The sequence below is a fragment of the Brevibacillus sp. NPDC003359 genome (genome assembly GCF_042878995.1).
Classification (GTDB): Bacteria; Bacillota; Bacilli; order Brevibacillales; family Brevibacillaceae; genus Brevibacillus.
In genome coordinates this window covers 98,121-120,583 of the sequence record NZ_JBIAOR010000007.1, presented here as the reverse complement: position 1 = coordinate 120,583, position 22,463 = coordinate 98,121, and the positions used below count along the sequence as shown (strand labels likewise).

At 39.8% G+C, this 22,463-nt stretch carries 20 protein-coding genes; 17 read left to right on the top strand and 3 right to left on the bottom strand.

The window, feature by feature from the left end; translation table 11 throughout:
• Positions 1-153: 153 nt before the first annotated feature.
• From ACFYU8_RS18275 to ACFYU8_RS18250, 6 genes are all read left to right on the top strand, one after another.
• Positions 154-1,413: a helix-turn-helix domain-containing protein gene (locus ACFYU8_RS18275; RefSeq protein WP_390301928.1), complete on the top strand. Its 1,260-nt coding sequence runs from the start codon at positions 154-156 to the stop codon at positions 1,411-1,413.
• Between the two features lie 121 nt (positions 1,414-1,534).
• Positions 1,535-2,044: a hypothetical protein gene (locus ACFYU8_RS18270; protein WP_390301931.1), complete on the top strand. Its 510-nt coding sequence runs from the start codon at positions 1,535-1,537 to the stop codon at positions 2,042-2,044.
• A 37-nt stretch (positions 2,045-2,081) separates the two neighbouring features.
• Entirely contained in the window at positions 2,082-3,164 is a 1,083-nt protein-coding gene (locus ACFYU8_RS18265) for a hypothetical protein (RefSeq protein ID WP_390301934.1), read from the top strand.
• Positions 3,165-3,208: 44 nt separating this feature from the next.
• Entirely contained in the window at positions 3,209-3,652 is a 444-nt protein-coding gene (locus ACFYU8_RS18260; protein ID WP_390301937.1) for a hypothetical protein, read from the top strand.
• A gap of 273 nt (positions 3,653-3,925) precedes the next feature.
• Positions 3,926-4,273, top strand: coding sequence for a hypothetical protein (locus ACFYU8_RS18255; protein ID WP_390301940.1), 348 nt, complete (start codon positions 3,926-3,928; stop codon positions 4,271-4,273).
• 73 nt (positions 4,274-4,346) lie between these two features.
• Entirely contained in the window at positions 4,347-4,649 is a 303-nt protein-coding gene (locus ACFYU8_RS18250; RefSeq protein ID WP_390301943.1) for a hypothetical protein, read from the top strand.
• A gap of 685 nt (positions 4,650-5,334) precedes the next feature.
• On the opposite strand, the gene ACFYU8_RS18245 is transcribed toward ACFYU8_RS18250, so the two are convergent.
• Positions 5,335-5,607: an HU family DNA-binding protein gene (locus tag ACFYU8_RS18245; RefSeq protein ID WP_390301946.1), complete on the bottom strand. Its 273-nt coding sequence runs from the start codon at positions 5,605-5,607 to the stop codon at positions 5,335-5,337.
• Positions 5,608-5,658: 51 nt separating this feature from the next.
• Here ACFYU8_RS18245 and ACFYU8_RS18240 point away from each other — a divergent pair, with 51 nt between their 5' ends.
• From ACFYU8_RS18240 to ACFYU8_RS18190, 11 genes are all read left to right on the top strand, one after another.
• Positions 5,659-6,144: a hypothetical protein gene (locus ACFYU8_RS18240; RefSeq protein ID WP_390301949.1), complete on the top strand. Its 486-nt coding sequence runs from the start codon at positions 5,659-5,661 to the stop codon at positions 6,142-6,144.
• Positions 6,145-6,259: 115 nt separating this feature from the next.
• A complete protein-coding gene (locus ACFYU8_RS18235) occupies positions 6,260-6,907 on the top strand; it encodes a hypothetical protein (protein ID WP_390301952.1) in 648 nt (215 codons plus the stop codon).
• Between the two features lie 556 nt (positions 6,908-7,463).
• Positions 7,464-8,051 (top strand): adaptor protein MecA, encoded by a 588-nt coding sequence (locus tag ACFYU8_RS18230; protein WP_390301955.1) that lies wholly within the window; start codon positions 7,464-7,466, stop codon positions 8,049-8,051.
• A 75-nt stretch (positions 8,052-8,126) separates the two neighbouring features.
• Positions 8,127-8,459, top strand: a complete 333-nt coding sequence (locus tag ACFYU8_RS18225; protein ID WP_390301958.1) for a hypothetical protein — start codon at positions 8,127-8,129, stop codon at positions 8,457-8,459.
• Between the two features lie 111 nt (positions 8,460-8,570).
• Positions 8,571-9,674 (top strand): hypothetical protein, encoded by a 1,104-nt coding sequence (locus ACFYU8_RS18220; protein WP_390301961.1) that lies wholly within the window; start codon positions 8,571-8,573, stop codon positions 9,672-9,674.
• A 58-nt stretch (positions 9,675-9,732) separates the two neighbouring features.
• Positions 9,733-10,485, top strand: coding sequence for a DUF4046 domain-containing protein (locus ACFYU8_RS18215; protein WP_390301964.1), 753 nt, complete (start codon positions 9,733-9,735; stop codon positions 10,483-10,485).
• A gap of 103 nt (positions 10,486-10,588) precedes the next feature.
• Positions 10,589-11,338, top strand: a complete 750-nt coding sequence (locus ACFYU8_RS18210; RefSeq protein WP_390301967.1) for a DUF4046 domain-containing protein — start codon at positions 10,589-10,591, stop codon at positions 11,336-11,338.
• Between the two features lie 1,589 nt (positions 11,339-12,927).
• A complete protein-coding gene (locus ACFYU8_RS18205; RefSeq protein ID WP_390301970.1) occupies positions 12,928-17,082 on the top strand; it encodes a cadherin-like beta sandwich domain-containing protein in 4,155 nt (1,384 codons plus the stop codon).
• A gap of 1,502 nt (positions 17,083-18,584) precedes the next feature.
• On the top strand, positions 18,585-19,616 hold the full coding sequence (locus tag ACFYU8_RS18200; RefSeq protein ID WP_390301973.1) for an SMODS domain-containing nucleotidyltransferase: 1,032 nt from the start codon (positions 18,585-18,587) through the stop codon (positions 19,614-19,616).
• Positions 19,609-20,025, top strand: coding sequence for a type II CBASS E2 protein (locus tag ACFYU8_RS18195; protein WP_390301977.1), 417 nt, complete (start codon positions 19,609-19,611; stop codon positions 20,023-20,025). The genes ACFYU8_RS18200 and ACFYU8_RS18195 overlap by 8 nt, the downstream gene beginning before the upstream one ends.
• Before the next feature lie 29 nt (positions 20,026-20,054).
• On the top strand, positions 20,055-21,047 hold the full coding sequence (locus ACFYU8_RS18190) for a CBASS cGAMP-activated phospholipase (protein ID WP_390301980.1): 993 nt from the start codon (positions 20,055-20,057) through the stop codon (positions 21,045-21,047).
• A gap of 691 nt (positions 21,048-21,738) precedes the next feature.
• Here the strand turns inward: ACFYU8_RS18190 and ACFYU8_RS18185 are convergent.
• Together ACFYU8_RS18185 and ACFYU8_RS18180 are read right to left on the bottom strand one after the other, a co-directional pair.
• Complete coding sequence (locus ACFYU8_RS18185) at positions 21,739-21,951, bottom strand: hypothetical protein (RefSeq protein ID WP_390301983.1); 213 nt, start codon at positions 21,949-21,951, stop codon at positions 21,739-21,741.
• 111 nt (positions 21,952-22,062) lie between these two features.
• Positions 22,063-22,233: a hypothetical protein gene (locus tag ACFYU8_RS18180; RefSeq protein ID WP_390301986.1), complete on the bottom strand. Its 171-nt coding sequence runs from the start codon at positions 22,231-22,233 to the stop codon at positions 22,063-22,065.
• Between the last annotated feature and the right edge of the window lie 230 nt (positions 22,234-22,463).

Here is a 22,463-nt window from a genome sequence, read left to right as displayed (position 1 = left end):
ATCATTGGAGCTATACCTACAACTATATTAAATTGTAATTGATAGGTAAATTACAATATGATAAAAATTATGATTAGATAATTGAAAAGTTATAGGGTGTTACCTTTTTCATTGTTATACATTCGTTATCAGATCACAACGTGGGGGTTTATCATGAATATAGGGATACGAATTCGAGATATTAGAAAGAGCAAAAAAATGACGCAAGATGAACTTGCTCAGGGAATTTGCTCGAGAAAGTACATAAGCTCAATAGAGAATGGACTTATAACACCATCAAAAGCTATGCTTGAAAAAATTCTGGAAAAGCTACAGGTTTCTCCAGACTTTTTAAGTCCAATTCATACCTTTAGCTCAGAAGAATTAACACGCCGAATTTCGAAGTTGATCGATTTGTTAGATGAAAAGCGAATTGAAGAAGCTGAATCTCTATTAACACAATTATCGAGTATACCTAAGTCATTCGGACATGAAGCTATTATTTATTGGGCAATGGGAAAACTGGCGGAATTAAGACGCGATTTTAATAAAGCCGAAGAATACTATTCCCAAGCGGAAACAGTTTCAAAAGATATTGCTGATATTTCAACCAGAGTCAGGATACTCGATTCAATTGGGACGTTCTATTGCCGTTTTAGGGACGACGTACCAAAAGGATCATTTTTGTTGAATGACGCATTTGAACTCCTACGTAAATATGATCTATCTGGCAGACTGAAAATCAATGTTTTAATTAGTTTAGGTAACTTGTCTCTTCGTTTGTCGGAGTATGTATCGGCAATTAGGTTGTTTAAGGAAGTATACTCTACTCAGGAAGCTTATAATACCCAATATAGGTTAGAGGATACTTTTATGGGGTTGGGGATCGGATATGCTGCTTCAAGTCATCATGAGGAGGCTGAATATTATAATCAAAAAGCTATCGATATCTATGAGAGTAAAGGGAATGATGAAATTCTTTATATGGGTTGTATAGGGAACATGGGGATTTTCTACAGGATGATAGGTAGATACGATGCATCTTTAGAATATCTTAAGCGTGCTCAAGATGGATATAAATCTCTTGGCTTTGCTATTGGACACGAGAATAATTCGATTGAACTAGCTTTGACTTATAAAGCAATGGGTAATTTTGAACACGCAAAACAATTACTTCAAAGTGTAGCGGATAATGGTCAAGACTCGGCTTCATCAGAAGCAAAGTCTGTTCTTACTGAACTTTTACTGGAAGAGAATAAAGTAGAAGAAGCTTTTCAATTGTTCATCGATGTGTTTGATACAATAGCAAATTTGCCTCCAAACAGACCGTTATTCCATACATATCATAAAATAGCTAACATGCTAATGGAGCAAGGGGAACATCATAAAGCTGCTATAATGTTTAAACGGATATCCACTATGTTAGTTAGATAAATTACCCATGTGAGTACAAATGGGCATTATTGGGAATAAAAGGTTTGGAAAAGTCTATATTATCAGCAGTTAGTATGGTATTTTTTAATAGAATTAGGATCAATATTAGTGAGGGGCTACTATGACTACTTTTTTTAATGAAAGAGCAGCATTACAAATGAACCTCGAAAGTTTATTAAAGATGCGTCACAGCCTACGGGTTAGTTTTGCTGAACAAGATAAAGCGCTCTCTATTGAAATCAAAGAAATTATCGATCGTGTCTCTAAGTTAGACCAATTAAGTGTACAACAAACGTTTGAGAATGGTGATAAACATTTCCACAATGCTAACGAAGAAGTGTCTACAGGTGATCTTACTCATCAGCAAGAAGAACCCATGACCAATTTACCAGTAGCTAAGAGACGTTCCTACAATTCCATTGATTATCCGAGAATTACGCGATGTCTCGAAGATATAGTAAAGAAGTCAGATGGACCTGTACCTTTGAAAGAGGTTGTATCCATTTTGAAGAAGGATAACATTTATATGTCTAATTACTACATTACAATTCAAAAAGTATTAAAGGAAACAGAGAATGTTGAGTCTTTAAAGCAAGGAAAAAAGTTATTCTTAGTGTGGAAGAATAATTAAATAAGTAATTACCAAGTTATAGGTAGGAGGTTTGCGATTGAGTCCGGATATAATGAACCAATTTCTAAAAGAATTAAGTAAAGACATGATGCTTCAGTTGGAAGATTTAACTTATGAGAACTTAATTGATCGGCTTCCTAAGTTACGATCAGCAGTATCGATACTAGAGGAATTACCTTTATGGAATAGTACTGAGAATCCAGTAGAAAACGAAGCGGATGTTGTATCTCTAGACGTTTTTCAAGAAGAGTGGATGAATAAAAATGAAACACCCAAGAATACTCAGAACGTGACTTTCAATCAACCAACCGAGGTACATGAAACTGTCTTAACTCGTGAGCTAAAAGGAGGGTATGCCGATGGGCGATATATCGGAGAGAGTATCATTAGGCGATTGAATTTGGATCACAACGATATCATAAGAGTCACTGATAACAAAGGAAAACCTTATGTAAAGATAATCAAAAAAGGACCGATGATTCCAAGACAAAATCGAGTTCAATTTAACCTCTGTCATGTCGAAGAGATTCATGGACAATTTATTATCCAGAGCTATTATAAGAACAGCAGTGAACTAGAGCCTCTTCCAATTGAGGCCATTACATTGCCATATGATGAAGGCAAAGAGTTAGGCAAGGGTGCATTAGTTGATATTGCATTTTTCACTCAGCATCCTAACAATGTTTCTGTTATTTGGAAACATGAGACAACCATGTTTTCGGACGCTGCACCGCTTCCATCTTCGATTAACAAAAAGAGTCTCCCTTCTTCATCATCGGATAATACTCTTGCAGCCGTATATCCAGAACTAAATAATAAAAAGGTACTAGTAATAGGTGGAGATGATAGGCACGCTGATTATCGGGATAGTATTGAAGCGTGTGGAGGCGAATTTACGGGCTTAAAAGGAAATGCAACAAAAGATGTTTTAAAAACGTATATAAGGAAATCTAATGTGGTAGTAATCATTATTACGGCAAGTAGGACTCATACTGGCGAGATTAGTGGTCCTATTTGCAAAGAACTTCAGATTCCCTATACAAGAGTACATAATGATGGGGTTGCGTCAATTTTACGCGCAGCTGCTAATCCTCGATCCGAGGGGATTATGAATATATAATTTTCAGGGTAGAGAATTAAGCGTGTTTTGAAAAGGAGAAATGTATGGATTTGAATCAATATTATCAGCAGCTCCTAGTTCAATTTTCTAATTCTAATCCGACTAGAAAGATAGATAAATTCACGGTTACAGAGTTTGAGGAAGTTTTAAAGATTACCAAAGATATTCATCTAAGAATTGGCGACATACCTAAAGATTCATTAGCGTTATTTTATGACTTATTAGAATCTAAACGCCAAAGATTAAGAAGACTTATGTTTGTCTTAAATATCATATGTACGATAATGACAGCCATTGTATGTGGATTTGTATTATTCTATTCTCTAATGTATATTGACGAATCGCTTTTTTCTTCACCAGTAATCTTATATTCTATAATTTGTACCGGAATAGTGTTTGTTGCTACTTATTTAATTTTTTTAAAAATCAATAATCGCTATGGTTTAATCCTTTTGTTTAAGGAATTGACTAGAAGCCTAATGAAATAGTGTCTCGTAGAGTAGAAAAAGGTTGGCTTCCTTACTTTTAGGACTTTATCATAGAGCTAACATAAATGCTTGTTGAGTAATGGTTTAATAATAGGTTAAAATGAGCGTAGATTTACTTTGTTTATTAATGCGGCCATACATTGGTCAGCGAATGAAAAAGCAAACTAAAGTCCATTTGACTGGACATACGAATGAAGTGCAGAATTCGTATGCTCTAGGAAAATGGGCTTTTTTTGTGCATTTTTCAAAAATACGAAAAGGAGAGAATGTAAAATGAAAGGGTCAAAATTGAATCAGAACAAAGCTTTGCTAGATCATCTGGAGGATAAAGCAAACCGACATTGTCGAATGAGATATGTGGTTTTTACCAAGAAATATCTTGGACACTCTTTTGAAGTATTAACAGAGACGAGTGAGCCTATTGATACACTTCAACTTATATACGGACAGAAGCCCCGATGTATCGAAGCAAATCCCCGCTTAGTTTTTGACCAATTACAGAAGAAAATTATCGCAGGAAATAATGAAGAACTCATCATTGAAACGATTAATCGGATTGTAATAGAAGAGGCGGGGAAACGGTTTTATTACCCGTTCCGTTCTAAGAAACAAACACAATAGCCTATGTATTCACTGATTTTAAAGACAAGGATAATTACTGTGACTTGAATCATATGGTTGGAGGAAATGGTCAATGAAGATTACCAAAGAAGAGTACATCAATACTGGTAGCAACTGCATGGTATATAGCTTGTGGATTGAGGCTAGTGGTAAAGTGAGATCAATTAACATCGATAAAGAAACTGTAATTGGTTGCAGCTTTACATATGATGATGACCTAGAGCCTAATGACACGAATGATTTATGGGTTAAATACTACGATCTTCCACTGGAGACGACGTTAGGCCCAGAATTGAATGATATAGGCATTCCAGCTGAAATTGTAGATCGAATAATGTATGTCATAACTAATATTATCTGGAAATATCGCTACTAATTGCGGTTGTATGAATATCGATGCCGCTTACAACTATTAGGCGAGTAGAAGAAACTGTTAGGAAGGGGCTCTTTGTGGGCACAAAACCAATTACGGGGATGTGTTCTTATAGAGTGCCTTTTTTCATTTTGATAAAGACCTTTCGTTGAACACCACCGGACCGAATTACGGGGTTTCACATGGAAGGTCTTTTTCATGGGTGTTGATCATGAGAAAGAGGTTGTACAATGCTTGAGCAAATCCTGACAGGGGTAGTTGAAGTAACAATGAATCGGAGAATAAGGGGAGTTATATTATGAACGTTCAGAGATTTGTTTTGAAATGTGTAGTTGCTCATCAAAATACTCCAATCTGCTTTCCTACGAAAACGGGTACTCGGATATGAGTTATTCATTTGCACTACCGCCATGGAAAGACGAGAATCCACTCGTCTATTCAAAAATCCAATTGTCAACAAAAATAAGGATGCTTAAACGTGAATACTATTTTCATCCTACGGATGAATTGAAAGTGGAGATCATTAGATTAGAAGAAATTAGAGACATGATGAATAACCAATAAAAGAATCATATAAACTAAGACACATCCGGAAAAGCCACGCAAACTTGAGAAGGATTTAATTCTGGAACGTCGACGGCTTCAATGCTATCCACTAGAAAAAAACGCCCTGATGGGCGTTTTCTGGCTATTTTACTATGTCTTTTAGTTCTTTTCCTGGCTTGAAGGCTGGTATTTTACTTGCAGCAATCTCAATCTCATCTCCAGTTTGTGGATTTCGACCTTTACGAGCTGCACGTTCACGTACCTCAAAGTTACCAAAACCGATAAGAGATACTTTTTCACCGTTTTGAAGTGAGTTTGCAATGCTGTCCAAAATAGCGTCAACAGCTTTGGTAGAATCCTTTTTAGTGAGTTCAGTTACTTCAGCTACTTTTGCAATTAGTTCGGTCTTGTTCATTTAGTTAACATTCCTTTCGATTAATATAATGTACATAATAAAGGTTTTTACGTGAATATGGAAGAGAATATAGAGAATGTTAGTTCGTATATGGGTGTTGAGTGGTCTGGTGTCTATTGTCTATTGTTTGTTATAGTATTAATACACACCATTGAGCTTCTACCATTTCATTCAGATAGATGGAAAGCTGGTATGATCTCTCAAGAAGAGTGGTTCAGAAATTTACCTTCAACTCAACTCGCGATAGATGTTATTGAGGAAATCGCTTGTTCTCGCCTAGTTAAGCATATTTTGGGTATAGGCTTACCTTGGGCGGATATATTAGGAAGTTTTCCTGATAAGTTCTATCTCGATGCACACTGCCTTTTAACTGGTACAAAAGGGCGAATTGGACATCGGATTTTTAAATTCATGCCAGTAAAAAACCCTGAAGGTCAATCAATAGTAATTTATTCTGGCAGTTCAATGAATCTGCCAGTAAATAAGCACGAAGCGGTTAACACAATAAGTGGAATGCTTGGATTAACAGAAAGTTAGGCTAAATGTGTTTCAATTTTCTAACAGAGGGAATGTTTATAATGCAGAGAAAATTAATGGTGAAAACCAAATGGAGAAGCGGCCGTTTTGGATATTACCAATAGGAGTGCGATTTATGGAGAAGAAGTTGATACAGCAGCAAGAGGACTTTTTTCGAACCTATTTTCAAACTGAAGCAGATCTGAAAAGGTTTATTCAAGATAAATGGGATTATACAGATGATTTGAGTCCGCGACGTATGCTTAACAATGTATACCGACTGGTAACCTTGTCAGATGACATGGATAAAATTCGCCCGGATCGAAGGGATTTAAGTGTTTTTTTCCTCGTTACCTGCATTGAGTCCCTTTATCAATATCTAACAAATCATCCTAAAATCCAGAAGCAGGAAATGGTCATCCAGTTTTTTGACAAACATCTGAGTGCAGAGGATAGAAAGATAGTCGAAGATAGTATTCATTTTAGCTTATTTGATGATGAAACAGGATATCACACTCAGATATCTATTGAGCAGTTTGCGCTCTTATTAACATCCATTAGGAACAATGTTGCTCATGAAGGAAATTATTGGTCATTTTCTTTTAATGAAGAGGGGTACGATGGTAATACCATTAGTGTACTAGATTCAAAACTACAAAAGGATGAGGGAAAAAAGACAATCACGTATGAGGTTTCTTTAACTTATAGTCAATTTAGAGATATTTGTATTCGTACGTTTATATCTTTTATCAATGCCCATTACAACCGTGTACATAGTCAATAAGTTCGGGGTTTTAGGTTGGCCATCGATATGAACGGGGCTAAATGGGAGCGGGTTACTTTAGAAACTGAACGTCTCTGATAAAGCAGTATGTTGGATACATGCTACAGGCTAGTAAAACTCAGTCCCATGTGGAGAATGTTGACGAGTAACTAGCCGGCGATTAGAGGGTAATGGATTATAAATTGCAGTATAGTATTAATAGGGCTATACTAAATCTAGACTATTCTTTGATTTAGTTGCCGCTTATATTCAATTAAGCGAGCGGATTGCTTGTTAGAATTTGGCTCTTTGCGAGCGTATACCCAGCTATGGGTATGTGTTCTGCAAAGGGCCTTTTTTGTACACATTTTGATTAATGCCTTTTGTAGAAACATGACCAAGGAATGACTGGTATGTATCTCACAATAGGCATTTTTTAATGTGTAAAACACGGGAATGAAAGGGGAGGAACTTTTTTCATTTGTACGAGTCTCGAGGTTATCTAATGCAATGCACCACCATTCATGTTCATTAATGACTTCTTTCAAAGAACCGGTGATTAGAAACGGAGGATTATATGAAAATAAAGCTGCTAGCCGCAAATCAATTTCAAGTAGTTTCGAGTATGTCTAATTTGATAGACATAGGAATTATCCCTCAGATTAGTTATACGAAGATTGGATTCCAAGAATTTGATAATATTACGGACTACTTAGTTGATGAAGCGAAGCAGATACTTGGGATAGAGCGTTATGATTTAGTAGGTATAAGTTGTGATGGTCCAGAGAGCCTCGTAGTTACTGTTACACTGGATATAAGAAAGAAAATATCGTCAGAGGTAAAAATTAGTGACATAGGACGTACTATCTTGCAATACTCATTTGCTCAAAATGAGGACCTGTTTACTGTAGGAAAAGAGCTCTTCTCAACCCTTTCATTATCTGGGGGATCTGTCTATCACTATCAAGGTAGATATATCCTTATTTTGGATGTTAATTTACCTGAGCGTGATTTACTTAAAATTGAAGGGCTGATAGGAGAATATAGTGAGCCATCATCCTATAGAATGGACTCATTGATTAATGACGGGAAGGTAATTTTTGCAGAGGAAGCATTCCAGGCAATCGATCGATACTTCGGTATGAGATCCGGAGCTCATGTTTAATGTATTTATCCCATGTTTCAAACTTCAGGCATATTTGAAAGCACGTGCTATTAAAATTGGAGGGATAAGATATCCATGAAGGAAGAACTTAGAGTAGGAGCATATCCGTGGACTGTTCAGCAGGTGTTTGATAAAAACAAGTTTCGAGAACTGAAAGATATGAGTTTGTGGGTTAATGAAGAGAACAAGAAGTTTCTTGATTCCTTTCTGCCGCTTATTGGGAAAGCGGTTATCGTGACTGTCGGTAACAGTGATAAGTTCGGTAACAGAAAAGTAAGGAAATACAGAGGTATATTTAGGAAGATAACCGGTACGAACGATTATGGGTTCGGACTTCATTTACAACAAGTAAAACGTACGAATTATATTAATGGCTGGCAAATAGTCGATGTAAACGAGTATCAATAAGATTTAAATAAACGGCTTAATTTAAGAGTAACCAGGCTTCTGGTTACTCTTATTGGTTCCTACCAAATAAAGTGGTAGAATACTGGAAGAATGCTTAAGGGGTTGAACGAGTTGTCTCTTTTACTGGGCCAATACATAATTGATTCTCAGGAAGACGAAGAGGAAATTCACTTTGAAGAAATTGAAATGAGTAAAGATGTATTTGCTGTATATTTAGAAGGCGATGATATAGAGTTAGAATTGGAGAGAGCCCATGTAAAAAATATACGGAAACATTTGGCTCTTCAAATGGAATTAATAGATGGCAATACGACCACAGTCTATCATTATCCGAATCGGACGAATTTTGAAGTGAGTGGAGGTTACAAGATTGCAAAACGTAGGCAGAAGCGTCATTTTCACGTTCTCCGAGACGTAGAAATATTCAACTTGTACTTCCGTTTTAAAAACAACAAAATGAATTGTCTAAAAACTTCCGCTATGATGTATCGACCTCAGCATACAAGAGAAGAATGGATACTTCTTTTACCAGATGATACAGTCAGCCGGTTATCAAATGAAGTTTCGAAGTACAGTAGAATCGCAAGTAATATGGTACTTGATCCAGACACCATGCTCGATGGAGATTATCACAGCGAAATCCTCGAGAATTTGAAACTATTAGATCTGCATGAAAGATGTGCTCAAAGTCTTCTACATGAATACGGTCATTTATTGCATTGGAGGATGTTTGATGCATTGGGTTTTCAAACCAATGTAGAGGTTTACCGGTGGTTTTTCGAAGCAGGGTATGCTGAACTGCTCGATAGACGCTCTTCTGAATTCTATGGCGCATCAATAGACGACAAAGTATACCTTTTGAAAGAGAGCCTAGTGGAGGATTACAGGATCTGGTTGAACATGTTGGATCGTCGTGGTAAATTTATATTACCGAATCTCAACACGTTTTATGCTGATTTTGAAGATCCGTCATTATTGGAGGAAGGGGTGGCTATAATGAAAAAAATGCTCTCAAAAGCAATGAATGGGCAAGCATCGCTAAGAAAATCTGGGTTCTCCCAAGAACCAGATCGTGTAGCTGCTGCGGAGCGCATTTATTCTGCTGCTAAAAGAGCAAAATGGAAGCCAGGTCAACCCAGAATGACGACAGAGGATCACCTTAACTTGATGAAGGAACAGGAAACCTATACAACACCATTAATTATGAGTAAGTAAAAGGGTCTCGTTGAGACCTTTTTTTTTGTATAGGTAAATCAAGAGGAGGAGCTACAAAATGAGTATTATTGATATATATGAAAAGGTTCTAGCAGGTAAACTAAAGAGATTTCCTAAATATACCTGGGATGTTGATTACGGAGGACTCGATAACATTAAGATTTGTATGAGGTACTTAATCCTAGATAAGATGAAGTGGGATAGAGACGATCTCTTGGAAAAAATCAGTGCGGAGTTTGTTCATAACTGCAAATTAGCTGGTGGATTAGTTCATGTTTTTAATACCAATACTCCATTCTTGGCTCTTGCGCACTCTTTCCCTGAGTGGGATCTGAAAAGGTGGGAGTTTAAACATATAACTTTTAATAAATGGACTGAGGAAGATAAAAAGGATGCACTCGGGTGGCTCATTGAAGAAAAGTTAAAGTGGAGTTATGAAGAAATTATCGAAAACCTTAGTGTTCGTACCTTTCAAGATTGGGGATTGGATTCCCTTCTCAGTAACTTTTTTAAAAATAGTCCGGTACGTGCCATGAAGTATCTATATCCGGAATCAGACTGGACATTGTTGGAACAGGAGTTTAAAGAAAGAAAAAGAAGAAATGCAAAAGAAGTGGGCACTAATACAAAAGGGAGAATAAGTGAAAAAGCAATGCTCACTGATGAACAGGTAAGACTTATTCGTAAGACACGATTTGATAGGAAAAATAATATCACTTTTGTCAGTTTAGGAAAGGAATTAAATATTCACCGGAGTGCCATAAGAGATGCGTACTTAAGAAAGAATTACAAACATGTTTCTGATGAGTGATGCTTTCTTATTAAACTACAATTATATTATGTTTTTATGAGGTATCGGATTTGTATTCCGTTAGTAAGAGGTCTGTAGAGCCTTATTATGAAGGAGCAATAGGATGAGCATTATTGATATATATGAAAAGGTTCTAGCTGGTAAGCTAAAACAATTCCCGAAGTATACCTGGGCTATTGATAACGGAGGACTCGATAATATTAAGACCTGCATGAGGTACTTAATACTAGAAAAGATGAAGTGGAAAAGAGAACAACTTTTAGAGAACGCTAGTGAAGAATTTTTTGCTAACTGCAAATTACGGGGTGGATGTTGTCGTATCTTTAAAACAAATACTCCGTTCTTGGCTCTTGATCACTCATTTCCTGAGTGGAACTTGAAGAGATGGGAATTTAAAAATTTAGCTTTCGATGAATGGACTGAGGAAGACAAAAAGGATGCACTCCGATGGCTCATTGAAGAAAAGTTAAAATGGAGTTATGAAGATATTATCGAAAATCTTAGTGTTCGTACATTTCGAGATTATGGATTGGTTGATTTTCTTGGTTTTTTTAAATATAGTCCTGTACGTGCTATGAAGTACCTTTACCCTGATTTAGACTGGAAGTTGTTGCAAGAGAAGTATGTAGAGAAACAAAGAAGGATTGCCAAACAAGTGGGCATGAATCAAAAAGGAAGGAAAGGTGAAAATGCAAGACTTACTGATGAGCAGGTAAGAATTATACGTAATACACAATTTGATAAGAAGAATAATATCACCTTTGCTAGTTTAGCGAAGGAATATAATGTTCACCCGAGTACTGTAAGAGATGCGTACTTACGGAATAATTACAAGCATGTAACTGATGAGTGATAAGATCTTACTTTAACGGCCGTGACATTCTCAATAGACAGAAGCTCTCTTTGAAGCCCCAGTAGTTTTTTTCTGTATCCGTTACTGTTCATTTATAGTAGAATAGAATCAGTATTTGACAATTGAATTCTCATGGGTGTGTAGGCACAGTGAGAAACTCGCTAAATCCTTTCGTTAGACGAAAAACGCTAACGAGGAAGGTGAGTTTTTCTCTGTGTCTTTTTGCATTTAAAGGAGGTGGCCAATTCAGCGCACCCGAACCCGATTTTCATCTTTAATTAACGTTTTAGGAGGTGTCGTGCTTGAAGATAAAGATTTTCACAAAAAAAATTCTAACTGCAGCGGTTTTATCAGCTGTGTTGGCAAACGGTGTACTTACTCCAGACAGTTCACCTGTGAAATTGTTGTCTCCTACGGTTGCTGCTGCTGCCGAACAAAAAAACTTTAACCCTAACGCTGGTTACGACCCAATGGTAATGGAAATGTTTAGTGGTGGATTTGCTGAAGGGCCAGATCCACGTGCATTTTTTCCAGGTCAAGCAAGTTGGAATCGGGTTTCAATGCAATCGGTATATGGACCTCCCCTTCAGAAAGCTTCAAGAGGAACTATTGAACAATTCCAATTAGGAGATGGTACTAAGTCTGATTATAGGACAGACAGTACACTTATTGATAAAGAGGGTAATATTTATTCTGTAAAGTTAGGTAATAGTAAGTTCATCATTGAATCTTACACCCTATCTGGTAACAAACGTTGGGAGTATGAAACAAATTTCGCAAAACTACATCTAATTTCACCTGATGGATCAATCGTCGCTTCGGTGAAAAATGATATTCACACTGCTAACAGTAAACTTGTATTCTTACACCCGAACGACGGAACGATCATTCGGGAAATCCCTGGGTATGTTGATGTTCCTTTTATTACGAAAGATGGGAAAATACTAATTTCTGATGTTTCCAGTGACAAATTAAAACTTGTAAGAAGTGATGGCACTCAAGTATGGGAGTCAGGAGAAAAACTCAGAAATATAAGTGTTGGTAACGACGGAACAATATACGGAATCAACTCAATTAATGGTTATTATTGCCTAGTTGGTATTTCTATGGAATCGGGGAGCACTATATTTAACAACATAATTGGTAATGAATCAATCAACTATCCAGAGTGGTATTCTAACATTACGATTGGTCCAGACAAAACACTGTATATTACGAAGTTTAAGAACATCGTTCAAAATCAGGGCTACGATTCTTCTATGCGACAGGTCAAATATTGGGTTACACCCCATCGAAACCTTCTCATTATGAATCCAAACGGCACGATAAAAGAAGAAAAGACATTAAAAACATATTCCCCTTATACATTTTGGGGATCTAGCGAACACGAGGTTCCTAAGCCACCTGCTCGTCAGCCTGTAATTGATAAATATGGGAACATTTATATGCTATTAGGATTGAAGGAATCTAATGAATTGACTGTGTTGAGGTCAGGGGGCACCCAACAAACAGCACCCCTTGGGAGAGGTATTACTTCTGATATGATACTAGATTCAGATGGGGATCTTGTATTATATGGTAATCTAAAGTTGTCAGTAATTGACTCGATGAATTTGACTGAAAAGTGGAATACAGGATTAGTGTATTCCTCCAGTTATGAGTACCCGGGATTAGCTGTAGGTAAAGACGGAACCATTTATGTTACTAATAGGATGCTTGATGCGATTGGGAAGCCGTATCTCCCTCCAAACCAAGCGAACTATAGCGATCACATAATGTCTCTAGCATACGATGGAGGAAGTCAAGCTGTTATTAACTATAACCACAATTACCCTTCTGATATTGTTGAGTTTGGTCAAAATGTTGGTAATATGATTCGCTGGCAAATTTCAACTGACGGAAATCATTTCACAGATGTTGGCGTAACATTTAATTCTAAGCCGGGTCAAGCGATATTAAGTGGGTTAGATGCTACAAAAGGGTACTATCTTCGAACCCTTTACAAAAACAGTGATGGTAGAGTGATTCCGTATCAACGGATGATCTTACGACCAGACAAATACACTGGGGCTCCATTGCCAACTGAACAACAAGTTCAACCGGTGTTAGTTCCAAGTCCTGCATTAACATTGATTAATCCTACACTCATAGAAGATTCCATTAACGATGGTAGTATATCTGCCAAGCAAGTAGTTACACTTACAAACGGAACGTTTGCAGCAGATATGAGCACAGGTGTTACGGTAAATAACTTACCAGCTGGACTTGGCATTGCTGTCACACGAGATAGTGACAAACAAATCACCATTTCTTTCACTGGCAAAGCGACTGCACATGCAAATGCCAACGATGTAACCAACGCTACGGTAACCATCGACAAAGCTAAGATTACAGGGGCGACAGCCAATGTTACATCCAATGCCTTTGCCATCGATTTTCAAGATGGTGCTAGTAACGTTACCAACTTCCGCCAAACTGCCGTAACACAAACAACTGCAACTCTGGCATGGGACACAGTAGCGGGTGCAGACAGTTACATCATCAAAAATGATACAGGTGAGTCTGTTTACTCAGGAGCGGCGCTTACCACAGTTGTCTCTGGATTAAAACCGAAATCGACTTATTCCTTTACAATCATCGCGAAGGGCAAAGACGGGGAAAGTACCCCTACCGCCCTTACGGTAACCACACCAGCTATCGTGGATCCTATGGTAGATCAAGTAAATACCACCAAAAACTCGGTATCCTTTGACATTCAAGAAGTCGAGGGTGCAAAGAAATATGTAGTCAATCGTAATCCGGAGTGGACATACGAAGCCGCAGGCGGAAATCGCTACGAGGTAACCTGGAAGAACACTGCTACGGGTGAAGGACCTACCTCTTTGGCACCCGTGTACTCTTCCAACGGGAAAATCCCACATACCGAGACAGGACTTTCCGCGAATACGCCATATACTTACACGGTAACGGCCTACGACGAAAGCGGGAATACTTCCGCACCTCAACAAGTAAAGGCTACCACAGCACCGCTTAGTACCCTTGCGGATTTAAAATCGCTCAGTTTGTCCCAAGGAACGCTGACGCCAGCATTTGCAGCCAATACCGTTAGCTACACGGCAATCGTGACCAATGCCACTGCCTCTGTCAATGTTTCGGCAGCTGCTGCAGATCACATGGCCAAGGTGACGATTAATGGGAACGAGGCAAAAAGTGCGGTCAATGTTCCGCTGCAGGTCGGGAAAAACACCGTGACTGTCATCGCCACATCGGAAGATGGATCTGCTTCCCGTATGTATACGATTACGGTAACGCGTGAGGAAGCTAGTTTTGGTACGTTCAATGTAAACGCAAGTAATCTTACCCAAACGGGCGGAAAGTTACTCTGGACGAATCTAGGGGCAGGGGTAACCTATACGGTCACCCTAACGCCAAACGACGGCACGTCTTCCATTAGCGGAAACGGCGCCACCCTAACTGATTTACGTCCAAGCACCGATTACCAAGTAACCGTTACTGCCTTGAAAACGGGATATGCCGACAAACAGGCAACTACCACCTTTAAGACGCTTGCTCCTGTCTCTGGTGTGAAGAAACCATCGGTGAAACAGGTTCGCATGGTGGATGCAAGTACGGTGTTGTTTACGGTTGAATCGATCGATGGGGACACCGTGAAAGTGAACGGGGTAACGAAAGCGAAAGAGGGGACAAGTACCCTGTTTGATGTTTCCGTTCCGGCAGGAACCGGTTCTCAAACGTTTACCGTAACTGCTTTACGTGGCCAAGAGGAAAGTGATCCGGTTACCGTTACGATCGATCCAACGGATTTAGCCACCAAAATTGTCGATGTCAACACGATTAAGCTGGAGAACCAACAAGCAGCAGCCAAGGTTTCGTGGGGAGCTGTTCCGGGTGTTTCCCGCTACCGTGTCGATCTTCTCAAGGTAGGATCGGATACGCCTGTTACCCTGACGGTAGCCAGCACCTCGACATTGGCGAACATCACCTACGGTGAATATGATGTCACCATTTATACGGAGTACAAAGGCAATTGGGGAATGGGTGTCACGAAGCGCCTGACATTTGCCTCACCAACACCAACCGAGCAAAATCCTACGGATTTCCAAGCGGTAGATGGCCCGATGGCGGGTAGCAAAGTCCTAAGCTGGAAAGGCACCACAGGGATTCAAGTCATTGAACTGAAGCAAAATGGGGAATTGAAAGACTCGCAGAGCACCCGTTTCCTGAAGATGACGTTCTACAATCTCCAAAACGGAACCTATGATGTCTTTATTGCTGGGAAGTCCGTCGGCTCCTTCGCGGTGACAACCGGAAAAGAGCCAGGAACACCGGGCAATGGAGGAAATACGGAGACACCGGCCAATCTGGTGGTCACAGATGGCTCGCTGCCGGGAAGTAAAAACCTGGCATGGACAGGAACCACGAAGATTGTGAAAGTCGAACTGAAGCAAAAGGGGGAAACCAAGCACGCACAAGATACCCGCTTCACGAAGGCCACCTTCTACAATCTAACGAACGGCGATTATGACGTTTTCGTTGCCAATACGCACTTGGGTACGTTGACCGTTTCCAATGCCAAAGATCCGAGCAATCCGGGTGAAGGAACCCCCGGACAAACACCGAAAAATCTGCAAGTGACAGATGGAACGGTAAAAGGCAGTAAAGTGGTGAAGTGGGAAGGCACGACGGAAGTCGTCACGGTTGAGCTCAAGAAGGGCGACGAGTTGAAAGCATCTGAACGGACCCGCTTCCTGTCCGCGACGTTCTACAATTTAGAAAATGGCACCTATGATGTATACGTAAGCGGCGTGAAATTAGGTTCTTTTGACGTAACCGGGAATACACCTGGCGGTGGGGACGGCGGCAAGCAACCGGAGGTTCCTACCAACCTAGAAGTAAAAGACGGCGTGAGCAGTTCCAAAATCGTTTCCTGGCAAGGGACAACCACCATGGTAACGGTGGAACTGAAACAAGAAGGCGTAACCAAAGCACAAGAGACGACGCGCTTTACGAATGTAACGTTTACGAATCTGGCTGCCGGCACATACGATGTCTATGTGGCTGGTACGAACTTGGGTACATTCACGGTGACCACGACAACCGAACCGACGCAGCCAACCACGCCAGCGGAACCAACCAATCTGGCGGTGAAAGACGGAAGTATCCCAGGGACGAAGACGATTTCATGGCAAGGTACCAATACGCTTGTGGCGGTAGAGCTGAAGCAAGTGGGCGTCATTAAAGCGAATCAATCGACCCGCTTCACAAGTGTGACATTCTCCAATCTGGCTGCCGGTACCTATGAGGTATTCATTGCAGGCAAACAGATGGGAACACTGACCGTGGAGAGCACGACTGTACCTGGACAACCTGTAATCGAGTACAACCCTGTCTTGACGGTAGCCGCGAATCCCAACTACAAAACCCTGACATGGCAAGGAACAACAGGACTAGTGAATGTAGAATTGAAAGAAGGAGAGCAGGTTGTGAAAACGACCAGCACCCGCTTCACGAACGTCTCCTTGTTCCAGCTGCCGGATAAAGTATATGGGTTCTTCCTCAACGGAAAGTTTGCAGGGTATGTGAGTATCCAAACGCAATTTGTTACGCCAGACAATGTGGGCGTGACGCTGAAGAACGGCAAGTTTATAGTAACGGCAACACAGCAACCATTTACAGGGGATGTGAATACACTCACCGTGTTCACTCCACCACCAAGTTCTTAATTTGAATAAAAAGAGACCATCATGATGATGGTCTCTTTTTATGTCTATGTTGAACATTCTTTGTCTTTGAGAGCATAACGATTGGTGTATTTAACCGCCGTGATCCGAAAGTAAATTTCGGGCTTAGAACCTAGTGAAGCCTTAGTTTTTATTAGAACCACGAAAAGTAATTTCGGGGTTCTAATTACCGGGAAACTAATAGTAAGTATAATTTATAGATAGTGAAACTAAGATTACAAAAAGAAACGAATTAATATTACTGTTATAAAACTAAGTTGTCCTACTATTTTCTACTGAGATTCTCTTTTCAGTCTCATATGAGTAAAAAATAGAGAAATGAAGAATGATCCAATAATATAAATCGCTAGTTCTATTAGAAATGATTTAATAGGAATATCTCCCGTCAGGAAATATGCAAGAAAGCTCCGTAGTACAATTGCAATTGTGGAGACTACAATTGCTCCTAGTAAGTATTGCTTCCATCGATCTCTTAATAAGGCCCAATAATTCATATTGTTCTCCTATCATGTGTATTTAGACTAATACCGAATGAATTGCCAGCAACAAAGCTTATTTACAGGAAGGCAATGGGAGAGACATAGTTCTTTATCTCACTTTTCAGGATTAACTGATGATATTTTCTCCTATAATTTCTTATGAGGAAGCCATTCAATCTCCTCTTCAATGAAAAAGGACGAAAATGGTGATGACATTCTTCTTATGAGGTCTTTTGCTTTCTTGGTAAAGCTGCCTTGAAAAAAGGTAGATACGCAGTATTATTCGAAATAATGCGCGAGAACGTCCAGAAGATCGTAAACAGTCTCGGAGCTGTCGAGTTAAACTTTTCTCCTGTATAGAGCAGAGGGGTACGTAAAAGAGATACCTCTACCTTGAGTAGAGAAGCTTGGCTGCGTCTATATGTCCAACGACACAAACATACCTCTTTATCCTGCGAAAGCCTATACATCCGTTTCAATCACAAAAACCTATTCACGAAATAGAAACTTTTCACTATGGAGTGTTTAACTAAGAAGGAATATGACTTTGGAAGGGGAATTACAAAACTGTGTCCAGGACCTCTTGTGTGATTCGTTCACTTAACTTAGTTGATCCTATTTAGAGATCTGAGATTAACGTGGGGCCTGCACACCTAATTAAACAAACTTAAAAAAGATGGGAACGTGGGGTAGCTCACGTTCTTATTTATCTTTATGGAGGCCGTGTATTTATATCCAGTTCGTTTCATATGGCCGGCCGGTGATTACAATCGACGGGTTTTTGTATTTCTTTAGCCCTAATACTGCCAAATATAAAAGAAGAGAGTCATTAATTCACAGAAAAATTATGCTGTATGATGCAAAAGGGGACTTTGAGCACTAGACCTTTCTGTATTTCCGGAATATTTGGTTGCACTTCCTTAAGCGTTTACCAATCTATGGTATAATAGAATTAAGAACAAGTGTTTTTGTTTTTGATAAAGAAACAAAAGAGGGGGATTTTACATGGTACTGAATGACTACTTTAAAGACTTTATAGGTGAGATTTCACTCAACCCGGCACGAGTAGGTCGGATCGAAAGTGCAATCTCTACATGGACGAAACTGCTACAAGATGATGAAGAAATCTCCCCGCTTTTCAATAGTTTTTATACCCAAGGTTCCTACGCAAGTAAAACGGCTACCAAGCCACAAAATAATAAAGAATTCGATGTGGATACTGTCCTTTTATTAAATCTGGATAGTGAGAAGGAAGCGAAAGAGAGTTTGAACTGGCTTACCGAACGGATAAAGACATTTAAGGCATACACGGATAAAGTGATTTCTAAAGATCGATGTGTCCGAATCAACTATGCGGGTGATTTCCACATGGATATCGTTTTAGCAAAGCCAACTACAGGTTCAGGTCAGAGCATTATGATCCCCTCTAAGAAGTTGGACGAGTGGATTGAAACGAACCCAGTTGGGTTCAAATATTGGTGCAACACGAAAAATCTGTTGTCCACAGATATGTTCTCCCGCGTCGCCAAGATGATCAAGTATTGGCGTGACACACGAGTTGGCAAAGACACAGCTCCAAAATCAATCATGCTTACAACACTAATCGGTACTCACTTTGTTTACCGATCCAACGATGCTGAAAGCCTTGTTGATACCTTAGAAGCGATCGTAAACAACTTGGATAGTATTGTCCAAGAAGATGACTCCATTTATGTGGAGAACCCATCCCTTTCTACCGAGAACCTGGCGAGAGATTGGGATAAGAGCAAATATGATATTTTCAAAACAAAGTTAGAGAAGTTCTCAAAAGCAGCAAAAGAAGCTCTTGATGAATCAGATGAAGAAGAGAGCATCAAAAAGTGGAACGAGATCTTTGATGACTTCCCAACTAAATTGAGCGAGGCAGCAAATGTAGCATCGCAAATTGCACAGGGGACGGTGCTTGTTTCCTCAACAGGCGCTTTAAATACCACTCAAGGAATCGCGATCGCAAGTCATCGTTTCTTTGGAGGGGAGAAATCCAAATCGGATGAGTAGCTTGAATATTGGAAATCAAGCCTACCATGTGAGAATGTACTACCCGCAGTTCAAATTTAGTAAAAAGGGACCAAAGAGGTATTTGACTGGTACGTTGCAACCAACACCTTCCTCACCGGTTTATACAATTAAGATCGAATACCATGGAACAACACCCAAGGTGTACATTCTCCATCCTAAATTGTTGAAAAGTGCTCCACATGTTTACACGGATAAATCTCTTTGCTTGTATTACCCGAAGGATGCAAGCTATCACGCGGGACAGTACTTATCTCATACGATCATCCCTTGGACAGCAGAATGGATATACTTTTATGAGGTATGGGTACAATCGGGAGTATGGTGGGGCCGTGAAGCCCCACATAACCTCAACAGCAAACGCGGGAGCAAAATTGCCAGTAAGAAGTAAACATTTGTAATCGTAGAGGAGTAGAAAAGATGACTATCGACTGGGAGAAGGTCAAAAAGCAGGGATGGGAGCGTAGAGATCCCAGCTCCTTTAAGATCCTATCTATAGATGGTGGGGGTATTCGTGGGATATACCCAGCTAATTTTATTGCAAAAGTAGAGGACAAGATAGGTGATCGGAGTCATCGGTACTTTGATCTGATCGCCGGTACATCGACCGGCGGAATTATCGCAATTGCCCTTTCCCTCGGAATATCAGCTCAAGAAATTGTAGACCTCTACGTTGAGAAAGGGAAATCTATTTTTAAGAAACGTCTTCTTAGTTCCAGAATGGGCCTGATACGCTCCAAGTACAGCAATAAGAATCTTATTAAAGAGCTGCAACAGACATTCGGTGAGAATCGGATCAAGGATGCCAAAACACTTTTGTGTGTACCTGCGGTCGAGCACTGGAAGGCAAAGCCCAAGGTATATAAGACTCCACACAGTTCGCAATTTTGGATAGACGGAGAAAAGTATGCCTGGGAAGCAGCTCAAGCCACTTCAGCTGCTCCTTATTATTTCCAAGCCGCTTCTTTTGAGAAGGAATGCAAGCTAGATGGGGGATTATGGGCGAACAACCCCATCACGTTAGCCATTGCGGAAGCTGTTAATATGGGTGTTCCGATCGAGGACATCAAGGTACTGTCCCTTGGCACTGGTCAAAACGTTTACGATGGACGGAATTGGTTAGCCAAAGTTGGGGGAGGCATTCCATGGAACAAAAGGTTACTCGATGTTATTTTAGAATCACAGGCCACTGGAGCTCTCTTTACGGCACAATACTTATTGCCTAAGGAGAACCTGAAGAGGGTGAACTTTACATCTGAGAAACAGATACCGTTGGATGCAGTAAACAAAAAGGACATGGATATCCTACTTAGGGAAGCGGAACATAGTTTTCAAGAGACATTTATCAAGGAAGGAATAGTCGAGTTTTTCGATAAAGGGAAGAAAGAGACTAACGCACTTGTGGGGTACTAGAAGAAACCGACCAACAAGAAATTGACCTGGAACTGGTCTACGTGTACGAGCAGTATGATGGTCAAAGAGCTCCCGAACCGCAGTTGGCCTATCAGCGCAAATGGAAGAATGGCTATAGCTTTATCGATGCTTCAACTGGGGAGCTCGTCAAGGTGTCCCCCCAATAAATGACGTATCAGCCGATTTGCTCTCGCAGCAATATCGGCTTTTTTTGTGCGCCTAGCATGGGTGTCATCTCAAGGGTGAAAGTCCCGAACTGGAACTGGCGAGCGCCTACCGATAGCCAAGAGCAAGGGTGTCCATTGTGAGGTGGAATCTGAAGGAAGCCAAGGTACACAAACCCAATTTGAGGCTAGGATAGCCGGATGGGCCTGCCAAAAAAGGCAGGGTCCAAAGCCGCCAAGGGCTATCTGGGCGACTGCCTAGATAGTGCAGATATTGTACTGTAAGACCTTAGTGGTCATGTAAAATCGTTAACGTGGTTTTTCGCGTTTTGCTGGCGGTACCATAGCTAATTACGGGGGACAGCCGAGATATGCATAAAAATGGGTCACAGTATATCTATAGTTTCTAAGTGGAGTACTTTAGACAAGAACATCTGTACAACAAACGGAAGGACACAAGACAATCACATTTTCATCCGCATTCTCATCTCATCCAGTGTGTATTTACGTCAACTGACTAATGAAATCTATTTATTTCGTTTTCCGCTCAGATAAGTCCAAGTGAGTAAGATAATCGCAACGAGCGTACCGAGAACGAGGCTGATTTCTGGACTGATTGAGACATCCAAAACCACTTCTATAAGAAGTTTTATTCCCGATGCAATAAGAATGCCTACCAATACGATTACGATATTGATCCAAATAGAATGGTTGAGTCCCTTCCAGAAGTCTTGCCACATTTTCAATCCTCCAGTTTTATGATGTTGGATTAACGTACATCGTTTCGTTAGATCGAAAGTAGCAGTACATTAAAAGAGAATTTCATGTACTGAAATTATTATCCCTTTAAATTAATCTACTTTATATGTACCTTCGCAAATTGCTGAATATTCTTCACTACTATATATACAAGGACCAAATGGGTTATTGCATGCATACAAACCATTTTTAGCAGGATAAATTGAATGGCCACAATGAGGACAACACGGTTCTATAAAAGTATGATTAAACTTCTCTTCCATCGTTCATTCACTCCTTAGTTTAGTTTTTAAAAGGGGAGGAAGAAGTGTGTCTCCATATAATTATACTACTGATCCTTTTCCATTTCTTTAATGTGTAGATGTATATAATCGCAGTAATAAAAATTACGCATAACTCTAGTATGTGAAATTAATAGATCCGGTTTATTTAGAACTGATGCTATCAGTTGTACGAAAGAGATGGGGATAGTTCGGGCTTGAGCATAGATGTT

What these genes read in the sequence shown, in the direction of transcription:
- ACFYU8_RS18275 (WP_390301928.1), top strand. Translation starts at nt 154, where the DNA reads ATGAATATAGGGATACGAATTCGAGATATTAGAAAGAGCAAAAAAATG.
- ACFYU8_RS18270 (WP_390301931.1), top strand. Translation starts at nt 1,535, where the DNA reads ATGACTACTTTTTTTAATGAAAGAGCAGCATTACAAATGAACCTCGAA.
- ACFYU8_RS18260 (WP_390301937.1), top strand. Translation starts at nt 3,209, where the DNA reads ATGGATTTGAATCAATATTATCAGCAGCTCCTAGTTCAATTTTCTAAT.
- ACFYU8_RS18255 (WP_390301940.1), top strand. Translation starts at nt 3,926, where the DNA reads ATGAAAGGGTCAAAATTGAATCAGAACAAAGCTTTGCTAGATCATCTG.
- ACFYU8_RS18250 (WP_390301943.1), top strand. Translation starts at nt 4,347, where the DNA reads ATGAAGATTACCAAAGAAGAGTACATCAATACTGGTAGCAACTGCATG.
- ACFYU8_RS18245 (WP_390301946.1), bottom strand. Translation starts at nt 5,607, where the DNA reads ATGAACAAGACCGAACTAATTGCAAAAGTAGCTGAAGTAACTGAACTC.
- ACFYU8_RS18235 (WP_390301952.1), top strand. Translation starts at nt 6,260, where the DNA reads ATGGAGAAGAAGTTGATACAGCAGCAAGAGGACTTTTTTCGAACCTAT.
- ACFYU8_RS18230 (WP_390301955.1), top strand. Translation starts at nt 7,464, where the DNA reads ATGAAAATAAAGCTGCTAGCCGCAAATCAATTTCAAGTAGTTTCGAGT.
- ACFYU8_RS18225 (WP_390301958.1), top strand. Translation starts at nt 8,127, where the DNA reads ATGAAGGAAGAACTTAGAGTAGGAGCATATCCGTGGACTGTTCAGCAG.
- ACFYU8_RS18215 (WP_390301964.1), top strand. Translation starts at nt 9,733, where the DNA reads ATGAGTATTATTGATATATATGAAAAGGTTCTAGCAGGTAAACTAAAG.
- ACFYU8_RS18210 (WP_390301967.1), top strand. Translation starts at nt 10,589, where the DNA reads ATGAGCATTATTGATATATATGAAAAGGTTCTAGCTGGTAAGCTAAAA.
- ACFYU8_RS18200 (WP_390301973.1), top strand. Translation starts at nt 18,585, where the DNA reads ATGGTACTGAATGACTACTTTAAAGACTTTATAGGTGAGATTTCACTC.
- ACFYU8_RS18195 (WP_390301977.1), top strand. Translation starts at nt 19,609, where the DNA reads ATGAGTAGCTTGAATATTGGAAATCAAGCCTACCATGTGAGAATGTAC.
- ACFYU8_RS18190 (WP_390301980.1), top strand. Translation starts at nt 20,055, where the DNA reads ATGACTATCGACTGGGAGAAGGTCAAAAAGCAGGGATGGGAGCGTAGA.
- ACFYU8_RS18185 (WP_390301983.1), bottom strand. Translation starts at nt 21,951, where the DNA reads ATGTGGCAAGACTTCTGGAAGGGACTCAACCATTCTATTTGGATCAAT.
- ACFYU8_RS18180 (WP_390301986.1), bottom strand. Translation starts at nt 22,233, where the DNA reads ATGGAAGAGAAGTTTAATCATACTTTTATAGAACCGTGTTGTCCTCAT.